The 14,234-nt window shown below is 41.8% G+C and carries 14 protein-coding genes; 12 read left to right on the top strand and 2 right to left on the bottom strand.

The features are described from left to right. Nucleotides 1–20: 20 nt before the first annotated feature. The 12 genes from NML76_RS09735 to ileS all read left to right on the top strand — a co-directional run bounded on the left by NML76_RS09735 (nucleotide 21) and on the right by ileS (nucleotide 13,074). A complete protein-coding gene (locus NML76_RS09735) occupies nucleotides 21–269 on the top strand; it encodes a DUF3165 family protein (RefSeq protein ID WP_004219693.1) in 249 nt (82 codons plus the stop codon). A 90-nt stretch (nucleotides 270–359) separates the two neighbouring features. After that, nucleotides 360–1,709 carry a UDP-N-acetylmuramoyl-L-alanine--D-glutamate ligase gene (gene murD / locus NML76_RS09730; protein ID WP_004219948.1) on the top strand — a complete coding sequence of 450 codons (1,350 nt, stop codon included), beginning with the start codon at nucleotides 360–362 and terminating at the stop codon, nucleotides 1,707–1,709. Between the two features lies 1 nt (nucleotide 1,710). Continuing rightward, nucleotides 1,711–2,793 carry a UDP-N-acetylglucosamine--N-acetylmuramyl-(pentapeptide) pyrophosphoryl-undecaprenol N-acetylglucosamine transferase gene (locus NML76_RS09725; protein WP_150905496.1) on the top strand — a complete coding sequence of 361 codons (1,083 nt, stop codon included), beginning with the start codon at nucleotides 1,711–1,713 and terminating at the stop codon, nucleotides 2,791–2,793. Continuing rightward, on the top strand, nucleotides 2,777–4,000 hold the full coding sequence (locus NML76_RS09720; protein WP_254733406.1) for a cell division protein FtsQ/DivIB: 1,224 nt from the start codon (nucleotides 2,777–2,779) through the stop codon (nucleotides 3,998–4,000). The genes NML76_RS09725 and NML76_RS09720 overlap by 17 nt, the downstream gene beginning before the upstream one ends. 142 nt (nucleotides 4,001–4,142) lie before the next feature. After that, entirely contained in the window at nucleotides 4,143–5,531 is a 1,389-nt protein-coding gene (ftsA, locus tag NML76_RS09715) for a cell division protein FtsA (protein ID WP_003005953.1), read from the top strand. 15 nt (nucleotides 5,532–5,546) lie between these two features. Then, nucleotides 5,547–6,812, top strand: a complete 1,266-nt coding sequence (gene ftsZ / locus NML76_RS09710) for a cell division protein FtsZ (protein ID WP_003005955.1) — start codon at nucleotides 5,547–5,549, stop codon at nucleotides 6,810–6,812. A 2-nt stretch (nucleotides 6,813–6,814) separates the two neighbouring features. Beyond that, nucleotides 6,815–7,483, top strand: a complete 669-nt coding sequence (locus tag NML76_RS09705) for a YggS family pyridoxal phosphate-dependent enzyme (protein ID WP_003011742.1) — start codon at nucleotides 6,815–6,817, stop codon at nucleotides 7,481–7,483. A 9-nt stretch (nucleotides 7,484–7,492) separates the two neighbouring features. Then, on the top strand, nucleotides 7,493–8,128 hold the full coding sequence (locus NML76_RS09700) for a cell division protein SepF (protein WP_254733404.1): 636 nt from the start codon (nucleotides 7,493–7,495) through the stop codon (nucleotides 8,126–8,128). A gap of 1 nt (nucleotide 8,129) precedes the next feature. Next, nucleotides 8,130–8,393: a YggT family protein gene (locus NML76_RS09695; protein ID WP_254733402.1), complete on the top strand. Its 264-nt coding sequence runs from the start codon at nucleotides 8,130–8,132 to the stop codon at nucleotides 8,391–8,393. Nucleotides 8,394–8,399: 6 nt separating this feature from the next. Further along, a complete protein-coding gene (locus NML76_RS09690) occupies nucleotides 8,400–9,191 on the top strand; it encodes an RNA-binding protein (RefSeq protein ID WP_254733400.1) in 792 nt (263 codons plus the stop codon). Between the two features lie 9 nt (nucleotides 9,192–9,200). Continuing rightward, nucleotides 9,201–10,028, top strand: a complete 828-nt coding sequence (locus tag NML76_RS09685; RefSeq protein WP_227197637.1) for a DivIVA domain-containing protein — start codon at nucleotides 9,201–9,203, stop codon at nucleotides 10,026–10,028. A 253-nt stretch (nucleotides 10,029–10,281) separates the two neighbouring features. Then, on the top strand, nucleotides 10,282–13,074 hold the full coding sequence (ileS, locus tag NML76_RS09680; protein WP_254733398.1) for an isoleucine--tRNA ligase: 2,793 nt from the start codon (nucleotides 10,282–10,284) through the stop codon (nucleotides 13,072–13,074). Nucleotides 13,075–13,331: 257 nt separating this feature from the next. Here ileS and NML76_RS09675 read toward each other — a convergent pair whose 3' ends face one another. Both NML76_RS09675 and NML76_RS09670 read right to left on the bottom strand, forming a co-directional pair. After that, nucleotides 13,332–13,634 carry a DUF1827 family protein gene (locus tag NML76_RS09675; RefSeq protein WP_061590938.1) on the bottom strand — a complete coding sequence of 101 codons (303 nt, stop codon included), beginning with the start codon at nucleotides 13,632–13,634 and terminating at the stop codon, nucleotides 13,332–13,334. Between the two features lie 67 nt (nucleotides 13,635–13,701). Next, the gene (locus NML76_RS09670) at nucleotides 13,702–14,151 is read right to left on the bottom strand and encodes an NUDIX hydrolase (protein WP_061590937.1); all 450 of its coding nucleotides are present in this window, start codon (nucleotides 14,149–14,151) and stop codon (nucleotides 13,702–13,704) included. Between the last annotated feature and the right edge of the window lie 83 nt (nucleotides 14,152–14,234).

Here is a 14,234-nt window from a genome sequence, read left to right as displayed (position 1 = left end):
GGAAAGAAAGGAGAAACAAAATGGTCTATTTTATCTTAGGGATTTTGATTCTCCTTTTTTACCTTTTTATGACCCCAAAAAGTATTCGTGGAACCTTAAACAGTGTCACAATGGTGGTCTTGATCGTCTCCATTATCGTACTAACTTGTCTGGCCATTTTTCAGATATTCCAACTACCGTCTGAGTTTTTTGTCGGTGCCTTTCTCGCCTTTGTTGGCTACCTGGCTTTGGTGGATATTTCCAAAATGACGACCAAACAGAAAAAATAAACGGTGACGTGATTTTTAAAGCCCTTTGGGCTTTTTAATTTTGCTAAAAAAAGGTAAAATAGAGAGTGATAAAAATGGAGCGAAGAAATCATGAAATTTGTGAAACAATTTGAAAATAAAAAGGTTCTTGTATTAGGTTTGGCTAAGTCAGGCGAGTCAGCTGCCCGTTTGTTGGATCGCTTAGGAGCGATTGTGACCGTCAATGATGGCAAACCTTTTGAAGAAAATCCAGCAGCACAAAGTTTACTGGAAGAAGGGATTAAAGTTGTGACAGGAGGTCACCCTCTGGAATTGTTGGATGAAGACTTTGCAGTCATGGTCAAAAATCCAGGAATCCCTTATTCCAATCCGATGGTCGAAAAAGCGCTTGAAAAGGGCATTCCAGTCCTCACTGAAGTGGAATTGGCCTATCTGATTTCGGATGCGCCAATTATTGGGATTACAGGATCAAACGGAAAAACGACGACAACAACCATGATCGGGGAAGTCTTGACAGCTGCCGGTCAAGGTGGTCTATTGTCTGGGAATATCGGTTTTCCAGCTAGTCAAGTTGCACAAACAGCAACAGAAAAGGATGTTCTGGTCATGGAATTGTCTTCTTTCCAATTGATGGGAATTGAAGCTTTCCATCCAGAGATTGCAGTGATTACCAACCTCATGCCAACCCATATCGACTATCATGGTTCTTTTGAAAATTATGTAGCTGCTAAATGGAATCTTCAAAAGAATATGACAGAAAAAGATGTCATTGTCTTGAACTTCAACCAAGACTTGGCCAAGGAACTCGCTACAAAAACCAAGGCAAGGGTCCTTCCATTTTCAACGGTCGAAAAAGTGGATGGGGCTTATTTGGAAGATGGACTTCTCAAGTTTAAGGGAGAAGTTGTTATGCGTGCAGATGAACTGGGCGTTCCAGGTAGTCACAATGTAGAAAATGCCTTGGCAACGATTGCGGTTGCAAAAGTCCGGGGTGTGGAGAATGAGGTCATTAAAGAAACCTTGTCGGCCTTTGGAGGAGTGAAACACCGTCTTCAATATGTGGATGAAATTCAAGGTGTCAAATTCTATAATGATAGTAAATCGACCAATATTTTAGCAACACAAAAAGCTCTGTCTGGTTTTGATAACAGCAAGGTGATCTTGATTGCAGGAGGGCTCGATCGTGGCAATGAATTTGATGAATTGGTGCCTCACATTACTGGCTTAAAGGAAATGGTAATTCTAGGGGAATCAGCTCCTCGAGTGAAACGCGTAGCCGATAAAGCAGGCGTCCCTTATGTCGATGCGGCAGATGTAGCAGATGCTACAAAGAAAGCCTTCTACTTGGCTAGCCCTGGCGATGTTGTACTACTAAGTCCTGCCAATGCCAGCTGGGATATGTATCCGAATTTTGAAGTGCGTGGGGATGAATTCCTTGCTACAGTAAAAGGGTTGAAATAAGATGAAAAAAATAATGTTTACTGGTGGGGGAACCGTGGGACATGTGACCCTTAATCTCCTCTTGATTCCAAAATTTATCGAAGATGGATGGGAAGTCCATTATATTGGGGACAAAAAAGGAATCGAATACCAAGAGATCAAAAAGTCTGGCTTAGACGTACGCTTCCATTCAATTGCAACAGGGAAATTGCGCCGCTATTTCTCTTTCCAAAATATGATGGATGTGTTCAAGGTGGCTTGGGGGACGCTCCAGTCCATTGCAATCCTGCTTCGTGTGCGCCCACAAGTTCTCTTCTCAAAAGGAGGATTTGTTTCTGTGCCACCAGTGATCGCAGCCCGACTCACGCGTGTTCCTGTCTATATCCATGAGTCCGATCTTTCTATGGGATTGGCCAATAAAATTGCTTATAAATTTGCTACCAAGATGTACACGACTTTTGAGCAAGCACATGGTTTGACAAAGAGTGAGCATATCGGTGCGGTAACCAAGGTCACAGATCATATTCCGCCAACTTCAGAAGTTTTAGAAGAAAAAACAAAAGGTTTCCGAAAAGACTTGCCTACCCTTCTCTTTGTCGGAGGATCAGCCGGTGCGCGTGTCTTTAATGAATTTGTGACAGAGCACAAAGCAGAGCTCTTGCAGCACTACAATATCATCAATTTGACGGGTGATTCAACTTTGAATCAGGCTGAGGGTGGCTTGTATCGAGTGGATTATGTAACCGATCAGTATTTGCCCATGCTCCAGAAGGCTGATTTAGTGGTGACTAGAGGTGGGGCCAATACCTTATTTGAACTCTTGGCCATGAACAAACTCCATTTGATTGTACCGCTAGGAAAAGAAGCCAGCCGTGGCGATCAGATTGAAAATGCCCAATATTTTGTGGATAAAGGTTACGCAGAGCAATTGCAGGAAGATCAATTGACCCTCGAAACCTTTAATGAAACCATTCAAGAAATGTTGAAGCAAAGTCAAGTCTACCACCAAGCAATGGAAAAATCGACAGAACTCCTTTCACTAGACGATTTTTATGGCCTGCTTCAAAAAGATATCAGTAAGGGAAAAGATGACGGACGACAATAAAAAAACGCCAACGGATGACAAAATTACAGAATTGTCAGCCTGGCAAAAAAGAAACAAAGAATATTTAGAAAAAAAAGCGCTTGAAAAAGCGGAAGAAGCTGAAAAAGAGGAAACTGAAAGAGAAGAAGCACAAGAAGACGAAGACCTTTCAGAAAAAGAAACAGCTTCCGTCTCAGAGGAAGAATCTGACGAACGAAAAGAGTCTGAAGAGGAAGATGAATCTGAGGCCAAAGAGGATCCAGATGCGGATGGAGAAAGCTCAGAAGAGGAAGAAGTTGATCCGGCTAAAGAGGAGCTAGATCCTTCAGAGAAGCAAGAGAAAAAGCCTTCATTTTTTAAAGGCTTGAAGACGAAAAAACCAAAGAAGGAACCGACAGTGGCAAAACGCCACATCTATCGTGCCCTTCCGGTTATCGGAATCAGCTCGATTGTCGCCCTTCTCTCGATCTACTTTTTAAGCCCCTTATCCACACAGAAAGTAATTGAATTTTCAGGGAACAAAGCGGTTGATCAGCAACTCTTGTATGAAAAAAGTCGCATTAAGGAAGAAGATTATACTCTGACGACCTTCCTTCATAAATCGGTCTATGAACAAAATATGAAAACGGCTAGTCCATGGATCAAAGAGGTTCACATGCATTATCAATTCCCGGTGACCTTTAAAGTCAATATCGTGGAACACAAAGTAGTTGCCTATTATGTGACCGGAGAGGACCACTATCCAGTATTGGAAAATGGAGAAGTAGTGGAGACAGTAACTCCAGCTTCGGAATTGCCGTCCTCCTATATTAGCTTGAAATTCTCAGATCGAGAATTGGTTAGACAATTTGTCCAAGAAATGAAGTCTATTTCTTCTTCCATTACGGATAAAATTGTTTCGGTTGATCTGACACCGAGCAAGGTCACCAAGGATCTGGTGACCATCACCATGAAAAACGATAATAAAATCTTGGTGCCTGTTTCCCAAATTACCCGCAAGCTTCCTTATTATAAGGCGATCAGTAAGCAATTAGACGATGATTCCACCATTGATATGGAGGCTGGAGTATTCAGCTATAGTGAACAATCCATTGCAGCTGCCAAAGAGCAAGCTGAAAAAGGAAAGGCTGAAAGTACAGAAAAGCAAGAAGAACATTCTGAGGAAGCAAGCCAAGAACAGAATCCAGAACAGAATCCAGAAGGAGAGAATTCTTCTGGGAATGAGTAAAGCCCATAAATTATCTCAAATAATTGAAGAAAAAATGTCCATTTTAGGCTTCTTTGTGATATAATGAAGTTTGGATAGTTCCAACTAAAAGGGCTATAAATAGATGTAAAGTGAAAACAAATAAAGAGAGAGGACTGGTGTAATGGCTAGAGACGGCTTTTTTACAGGTTTAGATATCGGTACTAGTTCAATAAAAGTATTGGTGGCAGAACATGTCAATGGAGAAATGAATGTAATTGGAGTCAGCAATGCAAAAAGTGCTGGCGTCAAAGATGGAATTATAGTAGATATCGAAGCTGCTTCAAATGCAATTAAAAATGCAATCAGCCAAGCTGAAGAAAAAGCAGGGATTTCAATCAATCTAGTCAATGTTGGGTTGCCTGCAAACTTACTACAAATCGAAGCAACTCAAGGAATGATTCCAGTCACAAGTGATTCGAAAGAAATCACAGATGCAGATGTTGAAAATGTTGTCAAATCTGCACTCACAAAAAGTATGACACCGGATCGTGAAGTAATCACCTTCATTCCTGAAGAATTCACAGTAGATGGTTTCCAAGGAATCCGCGATCCACGCGGAATGATGGGGATCCGACTTGAAATGCGTGGCCTTCTTTATACAGGACCTCGTACAATCTTGCACAATTTGCGTAAAACCGTTGAACGTGCAGGCTTACAAGTTGAAAACATCATCATTTCACCGCTTGCGATGATCAAAACAGTCTTGAATGAAGGCGAACGTGAATTCGGAGCAACGGTGATCGATATGGGTGGTGGCCAAACAACGGTGGCATCTGTTCGTAGCCAAGAACTTCAATTTACAAATATCTACCAAGAAGGTGGCGATTATGTTACCAAAGATATTTCTAAAGTATTGAAAACTTCTCAAAAATTGGCAGAAGGCTTGAAGTTCAACTATGGTGAGGCCTATGTGCCATCTGCTGGAAACGAAGTCTTCCATGTAGAAGTCATCGGTGAAGTAGAGCCAGTTGAAGTGACTGAGAAGTATTTAGCTGAAATCATTTCAGCACGTATCAAACACATCTTTGAGCAAATCAAACAAGACCTTGAGAGAAGACATTTGTTGGATCTTCCTGGTGGTATTGTGATTATCGGTGGAGGGGCGATCCTTCCTGGTGTTGAAGAATTGGCTCAAGAAGTCTTTGGTGTAAATGTGAAATTGTTTGTTCCAAATCAAATTGGAATTCGCAATCCAGCTTTTGCCCATGTAATTAGCTTGTCTGAATATGCAGGCAATTTGACAGATGTGGATATTATTGCTCAGGCTGCGGTTCATGGAGACGAAGTCTTGCGTCAACAACCGATTCAATTTGATCGTCCAGTTCAACCACAAGTACAACCACAACCTGCTGCTCCAGCACAACCGGTAGTACCTGCATACAATGCTGAGAAGATTGAATCTCCAGTGGATGCTCAAGAAATTCCAGCAGCAAGCAATGATAGCAAACAAGAACCAAAAACTACATTCACAGACCGAATGAAAAATTTGATCGGTAATATGTTTGATTAAGGAGTGTAAGTATTTATGACATTTTCATTTGACACAGCAGCGGCACAAGGTGCAGTAATTAAAGTAATCGGTGTCGGTGGCGGTGGCGGTAACGCCATCAATCGTATGATTGACGAAGGCGTTGCCGGTGTAGAATTCATCGCAGCTAATACAGATGTTCAAGCACTTTCAAGTGCAAAAGCTGAAACAGTTATCCAATTGGGTCCAAAATTGACTCGTGGATTGGGTGCTGGAGGTCAACCTGAAGTTGGTCGTAAGGCAGCTGAAGAAAGCGAAGAAGTGTTAACAGAGGCTTTGCAAGGTGCAGACATGGTTTTCATCACTGCAGGGATGGGTGGAGGATCTGGTACAGGTGCTGCACCAGTCATCGCTCGTATTGCTAAAGCTGTAGGTGCTTTGACAGTAGCCGTTGTCACTCGCCCATTCGGGTTTGAAGGTTCAAAACGTGGCAACTTCGCTATTGAAGGGATCAACGAACTTCGCGAACATGTAGATACATTGTTGATTATTTCTAATAACAACTTGCTTGAAATTGTAGACAAGAAGACACCGCTTCTTGAAGCTTTGAGTGAAGCAGATAACGTTCTTCGTCAAGGTGTTCAAGGGATCACTGACTTGATCACAAGTCCTGGATTGATCAACCTTGACTTTGCAGACGTGAAGACTGTTATGGAAAACAAAGGAAATGCCCTCATGGGTATTGGTGTTGGTAGTGGTGAAGAACGCGTTATCGAAGCAGCTCGTAAAGCCATTTACTCTCCACTTCTTGAAACTACAATTGATGGTGCAGAAGACGTGATCGTCAACGTAACAGGTGGTTTGGATATGACATTGATCGAAGCTGAAGAAGCTTCAGAAATTGTAAACCAAGCTGCAGGTCACGGAGTGAACATCTGGTTGGGTACATCTATTGATGAATCTCTTAAAGATGAAATCCGCGTGACGGTTGTTGCAACTGGTGTCCGTCAAGACAAGGTAGAACGCGTTAGCGGGATTGCTTCCTCACAACGTCCTTATAAAACAGGACCACGTGAACAACGCCCACAAGCTGCACCATTTGACCGTGAATTTGATTTGAAACAAGATGTTGAATTGCCAACAACTCCAAGTCGTCCAGCGGTAGAACCAAACCGTGGCTCAGCCTTTGGTGATTGGGATATTCGTCGTGAGAATATCGTTCGCCAAACTGAACCAACATCAACACATCAAGTTGATCGTTACGTAGATTCATCTTCAGATGATGATGAATTGGAAACACCACCATTCTTCCGGAATCGTTAATCATGAATCTGGTAGAGAATGCTGATCTTGTACGGCAACAAGTTGAAACAGCAAGAAACAAAGCTAACCGTCAAGATCAAGTCAATGTGATAGCTGTCACCAAGTATGTAGATGTTGCCACAACAGAAGCACTGGTGAAAACAGGTATCCAACATATCGGTGAAAATCGTGTTGATAAATTCCTAGAAAAGTATCAAGCTCTAAAAGAGTATGATCTCACTTGGCACTTGATTGGGAGCCTCCAACGGCGAAAAGTAAAAGACGTGATCAATCTCGTCGATTACTTTCATGCCTTGGATTCGGTAAAGCTAGCTCAAGAAATTCAAAAGCGAGCAGAACACCCGATCAAGTGTTTCCTCCAAGTGAACATTTCTGGTGAAGAAAGTAAGCATGGATTTGCACCCGATGAACTGGATGATGTTTTAGCGGAAATCGCACAGCTGGACAAAATTGAAATTGTTGGTTTAATGACGATGGCTCCTTTTGAGGCTAGTCAAGAAGAGTTGCAGGATATTTTTTCAAAAACTCACCAACTTCAGAAACAACTAGAAAAGAAACAATTAAAAAATATGCCTTTTTCAGAACTAAGTATGGGTATGAGTCGTGACTTTGAAGTAGCCATTGCGAACGGAGCGACTTATGTTAGAATTGGGACATCATTTTTTAAATAGGAAAGAACTATGTCATTAAAAGATAAATTTAACAACTTTATTGACTACTTCACAGAAGACGGTGAAGAAGTAGAAGTTAGCGAGGCAAAAGCAGCTGGTGCGGAAACACAACCAGTTCCACAGCCACAGCCAACTCCTCAAGTGACTTCTCCACGTCCACAGATTAGTCAAAAAGAACCGGTAAAACCAAAACCAAAACCGACTCCTGTCGCACCTGTTACAACTCCTGTATCTACAGTAGCTGTGAAGGAATCTGTGTCTACAACGAAAAATACATCTGAAAATATCACTCGCTTGCATGAACGTCAACGTGAATTGGCTGCTAATCGTGCAAATACAGATGAAAAGATTACCATTGATGTACGCTATCCCCGTAAATACGAGGAAGCGACTGAAATTGTCGATCTATTACTATCTAATGAGAGTATCTTGATTGACTTCCAATATATGACAGAGGTACAAGCCCGTCGTTGTTTGGATTATTTGGATGGGGCTCGTTATGTTTTGGCAGGAAATCTTCGCCGTGTTGCAAGCACCATGTACTTATTGACTCCAATTAATGTAGTCGTTAATGTGGAAGATATTCGCCTTCCAAATGATGTGGAAGTGACAGAATTCGACTATGATATGAAACGTAATCGCTAAGATGATTATCTTTCAATATCTCTCAAATATTATTCAAATCTATTCCATCATTCTTGTGATCTATGCCTTACTTTTTTGGTTCCCTGGGGCACCTCAGAGTACTCTTGGACAAATGGTTCACCGCCTAGTTGAACCATTTTTGAGCCTTTTTAGAAAGTTACCATTGCAGTTTGGGGGCTTGGATTTTACAGTTCTAGTAGCACTTTTGGTCTTGAACTTGATGAATCAGTTATTAGCCCGCTTGTTCCTACTTTTGATTGGATAGAATACGATGGGACAGACAGAGATTTACCAACATTTCAATCGCGAAGATCACGAATTCATTGATCGTTGTATTGAATTGTCTGAAAGAGTGGTGGAACGCTATTCTGTTGAGGTGACGGGTTTTTTAAACCCTCATCAGGTCACTATTTTACGAAATGTCGCGGCAAGCTACCAATTACAGGTCTTTGCTTCCAGTGATGAGCAGAAAATGGAGTATGCCAAGGTTATTGTTGCTCCAGATTATTACCAATTAGATCCAAGTGACTTTGATCTGGCCTTATTGGAAATGGTCTATGCTTCAAAATTTCATCACTTGACCCATTCCCAGGTACTGGGGACCATTGTTCACCAATTAGGTGTGGAGCGCAAGTCCTTTGGAGATATTCTGACAAGTGATGGAAAGATCCAAGTATTTGTTGAACAGCGTTTTGTTCACTATTTCATGGATCACATCCAGAAAATTTCTCGGGTACCTGTTAAGCTGAGGGAAGTTCCTCTCTCTGAACAAATGATCATAGAGGAAGAAAGCCAGCAGCGAGATATTCTCGTGTCGAGTTATCGGTTAGATAAGGTGATTTCTGGGACCTTCAAGCTTTCGCGCTCACAAGCTAGTCAGTTGATTAGTTCTGGTCTAGTGAAAGTTAACTATGCGACTACTTTCAATGTTAGCTATGCTGTAGGTCTGAATGATTTAGTCAGTGTCCGACGCTTTGGGCGTCTTAAAATTGTTTCTGAAAATGGTATTTCAAAGAGTGGAAAATATAAAGTAACTGTTGAAGTACTCTTAAGTAAAAAATGAGGAGGAGTTATGGCTCTTACTGCTTTAGAAATTAAAGATAAAACTTTTGGCGTTAAATTTAGAGGGTATGATGCGAACGAAGTAGAAGAATTTCTAGATATCGTTGTTCGCGATTATGAAGATCTTGTTCGTTTAAATCATGATCAAGAAGCAAAAATTCAAGCTCTTGAAGAACGCTTAAACTATTTTGATGAAATGAAAGATTCATTGAGTCAATCTGTTTTGATTGCACAAGATACTGCTGAACGTGTCAAACAAGCTGCTAACGAACGTTCTGAAAATATTGTTCGTCAAGCTGAACAAGATGCACAGCACTTAGTAGATGAAGCAAAACAAAAAGCAAATGAAATCCTTCGTCATGCAACGGATAATGCCAAGAAGGTTGCCGTTGAAACAGAGGAATTGAAGAACAAGACACGCGTCTTCCATCAACGTTTGAAATCAACAATCGAAAGCCAATTGAGCATTATCGATACACCTGAATGGGATGAAATTCTTCGCCCAACAGCTATGTACATTCAAACAAGTGATGAAGCTTTCCGTGAAATTGTGGAGAAAGCTTTGGGTGAATCAGTTCACCATCATCATGCAGAAGATGATAACATTGATTTGACTCGTCAATTCTCACCAGCTGAAATCGAAGAATTGCAAAAACGCATCGAAGCTGCTAACTTAGAATTGGGTGCAACACAAGCGTTTGAAGGTTTGAATGAAAAAGTTCAATCTGCTTTAGAAGAAGCAGAGCACGCTCGTCATGAAAATGAAGAAGTTGTTGCGGTTGAAGAAACTGTTCAACCAGAAGATGAAGCAAATCGTGAATCTGTCAATATTTTATAATTTTGTAAAAACAGGTCCATTAATGATAGGTCTAGCGAGCAGATGATGGTGGAAGATCTGCACTCCCTCTTAATGGATGATCCTTTTACAGTATTCGTTCTGAACCCTTGAGTAAGAACGGACGTTTCCCTCGTTACGGGATGAGAGGAGAAGGTCGCTTGCGACTTCTCGAACAAAGGTGGTACCACGAGCAATCGTCCTTTTTAGGATGCTCGTGTTTTTTTTATAGCTTTTAAATCAATAAGGAGACACAATGAAACTCAAAGAAACATTGAATCTTGGGAAAACAGCTTTTCCAATGCGGGCTGGGCTTCCAACGAAAGAACCAGTTTGGCAAAAAGAATGGGAAGATGCAAAATTGTATCAACGCCGTCAAGAGTTGAATGTAGGAAAACCGCATTTTACCCTTCATGATGGCCCTCCCTATGCCAACGGAAATATTCACGTAGGGCATGCCATGAACAAGATCTCAAAAGATATCATTGTTCGTTCTAAGTCTATGTCAGGATTTTATGCCCCTTATATTCCAGGTTGGGATACCCATGGTTTGCCAATTGAGCAAGTCTTGGCTAAACAAGGTGTGAAACGCAAAGAAATGGACTTGGTTGAGTACTTGAAACTCTGCCGTGAATATGCGCTTTCTCAAGTAGATAAACAACGCGAAGACTTTAAACGCTTAGGTGTTTCAGGTGATTGGGATCATCCTTATGTAACCTTGACGCCTGACTATGAAGCAGCGCAAATTCGCGTCTTTGGTGAAATGGCCAATAAAGGCTATATCTACCGTGGAGCTAAGCCAGTTTACTGGTCTTGGTCTTCTGAATCAGCCCTCGCTGAAGCAGAGATTGAATACCATGATTTGGTATCAACGTCTCTTTATTATGCGAACAAGGTTAAAGATGGTAAGGGTATCCTAGATACAGACACTTACATCGTTGTCTGGACAACAACTCCATTTACGGTTACAGCTTCTCGTGGATTGACGGTAGGAGCAGAGTTTGATTATGTCGTAGTGAAACCTGCTGGATCTGACCGCAAGTATGTCGTAGCATCTGAGCTCTTGCCAAGTCTTTCTGAAAAATTCGGTTGGGAAAATGCTGAAGTCCTTGCGACTTACCAAGGAAAAGAATTGAACCATATCGTTACAGAACACCCATGGGATCCTGAAGTGGATGAATTGGTGATCCTTGGTGAGCATGTAACCCTTGATTCAGGTACTGGTATCGTCCATACCGCTCCTGGTTTTGGTGAGGATGACTACAATGTAGGGATTGCCAATGGCCTCGAAGTTGCTGTTACTGTTAACGAACGAGGAATCATGATGGAGAATGCTGGCCCTGACTTTGCAGGTCAGTTCTATGACAAGGTTGTTCCAACGGTTATCGAAAAACTTGGTGATTTGCTCCTTGCTCAAGAAGAAATCTCTCACTCCTACCCATTTGACTGGCGGACGAAAAAACCAATCATCTGGCGTGCAGTGCCACAGTGGTTTGCTTCTGTATCAAAATTCCGTCAAGATATCTTGGACGAAATTGAAAAAGTGAAATTCCACTCAGAATGGGGGAAAGTGCGTCTTTATAACATGATTCGTGACCGTGGTGACTGGGTCATCTCTCGTCAACGTGCCTGGGGTGTGCCTCTTCCAATCTTCTATGCAGAAGACGGAACACCAATCATGACAGCTGAAACCATCGAACATGTGGCTCAACTCTTTGAAGAGCATGGTTCTATTATCTGGTGGCAACGTGAAGCGAAAGACCTCTTGCCAGAAGGATTTACCCATCCGGGTTCACCGAATGGCGAATTTACAAAAGAAACAGATATCATGGACGTCTGGTTTGACTCAGGTTCATCATGGAATGGGGTTGTGGTTAATCGTCCAGAACTCAAATACCCAGCTGATCTTTACCTTGAAGGTTCAGACCAATACCGTGGTTGGTTCAACTCATCTCTTATCACATCTGTGGCGAACCATGGTGTCGCACCATACAAACAAATCTTGTCTCAAGGTTTTGCTTTGGATGGTAAAGGTGAGAAGATGTCTAAATCTCTTGGAAATACCATTGCTCCAAGTGATGTTGAAAAGCAATTTGGTGCAGAAATCTTGCGTCTCTGGGTAACCAGTGTAGACTCAAGCAATGACGTGCGTATCTCAATGGATATCTTGAGCCAAGTGTCTGAAACTTACCGTAAGATTCGGAATACTCTTCGTTTCTTGATTGCCAATACTTCTGACTTTAACCCAGCTGAGGATGCAGTAGCTTACGAAGAACTTCGTTCTGTTGACAAGTACATGACCATTCGCTTTAACCAGCTTGTCAAGATCATCCGTGACGCTTATGAAAACTTTGAGTTCTTGACGATCTACAAAGCGCTAGTCAACTTTATCAACGTTGACCTGTCTGCCTTCTACCTAGATTTTGCCAAGGATGTTGTTTACATCGAAGGAGCTAAATCCCTTGAACGCCGTCAAATGCAAACAGTTTTCTATGATATCCTTGTGAAAATCACGAAACTCTTGACGCCAATTCTTCCTCACACTGCTGAAGAAATCTGGTCTTATCTTGAGTTTGAAGCGGAAGACTTCATTCAATTGTCAGAATTGCCAGAAGCAGAAACGTTTGCCAACCAAGAAGAAATCTTGGATACCTGGTCAGCCTTCATGGACTTCCGTGGTCAAGCGCAAAAGGCCTTGGAAGAAGCACGGAATGAAAAAGTGATTGGTAAATCACTTGAAGCTCACTTGACAGTTTATCCAAACGAAGTCGTGAAAACACTTCTTGGAGCTGTTGATAGCAATGTTGCCCAACTCTTGATTGTTTCTGAGTTGACGATCGCAGAAGGCCCAGCTCCAGAAGGTGCAGTGACCTTTGAAGATGTAGCCTTCACAGTTGAACGTGCCGCTGGTGAAGTTTGTGACCGTTGCCGTCGCATCGATCCAACAACGGCTGAACGTCACTACCACGCAACCATCTGTGATCACTGTGCAAGCATCGTCGAAGAGAACTTTGCAGACGCAGTCGCAGAAGGATTTGAAGCTAAATAAAAGACATTAAAAGAGAGTGGGACAGAAATCGGTAATTCGTTAGAATTCGATTTCGTCGTCCCACCTCCGCACAGTTGAGTAGGGCTGTAAAAGCTGATGAAATCAGTGTGGTATAGCCCACTCAACCACTGCGTCTTGCTCGACAATCCAAAAATAATTGAGAGGCTAGGACTTTTGTCCCAGCCTCTTTTTTTTATGGCTAGAATGGTCTATAAATTCATGCATTAAGGAAATAAAAAAAGTAAGGCAAATTGGCCTTACTTTGTAATTGGAAAGGAAATTTCAATTAGTTTATCGGAGTAGAGGGTTTTAATAGCGGATTGGTCAATGATTTGAAGATCAATCTTACGTTTTAAAAAGAACTCACGAATTAATTCTACTTCAGTTTCACGAATAGCACGGTGTTTGTTACTGATCAATAATTCATAGTGGGTTGGGGCTTGTGTAAAAACAACATCAGTATTGCCCGCGGAATAAACCTCGACAAGCAAGGCGTCAGTGCTGGCAAGTTGGCTCTTGACCAGTGCAGCATGACTATTGGTGGTATTAATGAGCTTCATATGAGTTCCTCCTGACCTCTATCTTCATTTATTATAGCACTTTTTTTTATTTTGTGAAAGAAGTCCTTTAGTTTTTATGGGCAATTTTCCACTGTTCAATGCCCCATTTATGACTGCCACGTTTGAGTTTTTCGATCGCTGCCTCTACTGGGAACCAAGCAAGATTGTTAAAATCTTCCAGTGGTTTTTGAGTTTCTGTGTAGTCGACGACTTCATAAATATAGGCAGGATTGTAGTAGTAGGTATCCCGGTGGCTAGAATAAAAATACTCGTCTGCTTGGCCATAGTATTGCCCTAAAATAGCAGTAAAGCCTAATTCTTCGATCAGTTCCCGTTTCAGAGCTTGCAAGTGATCTTCACCCGCTTCGATTTCCCCGCCAGGTAAGAACCAAGCCCCATTTGGAGCTTGAACGAGGATGATCTGATCCTGGTCCTTATTGGGAATAACAGCGTAGACACCGTATCGGTTCACATACGCAACATCTTGTTTCTTTTCACCAAAACTTGGAATGGTCATGGTTTTCTCTTTTCTTATTTTTTCATCATTATATCATATTTTTTAGCAAAAATCTGGAGGGGAAAAAGAAAGAGAGTGGGACA

Origin of the sequence: Streptococcus sp. CF8_Ac1-9 (genome assembly GCF_024295565.1) — a bacterium.
Taxonomy (GTDB): Bacteria; Bacillota; Bacilli; order Lactobacillales; family Streptococcaceae; genus Streptococcus; species Streptococcus parasanguinis_X.
The sequence above is the reverse complement of the archived record's forward strand: the minus strand, read 5'-3'. Positions and strand labels throughout refer to the sequence as shown.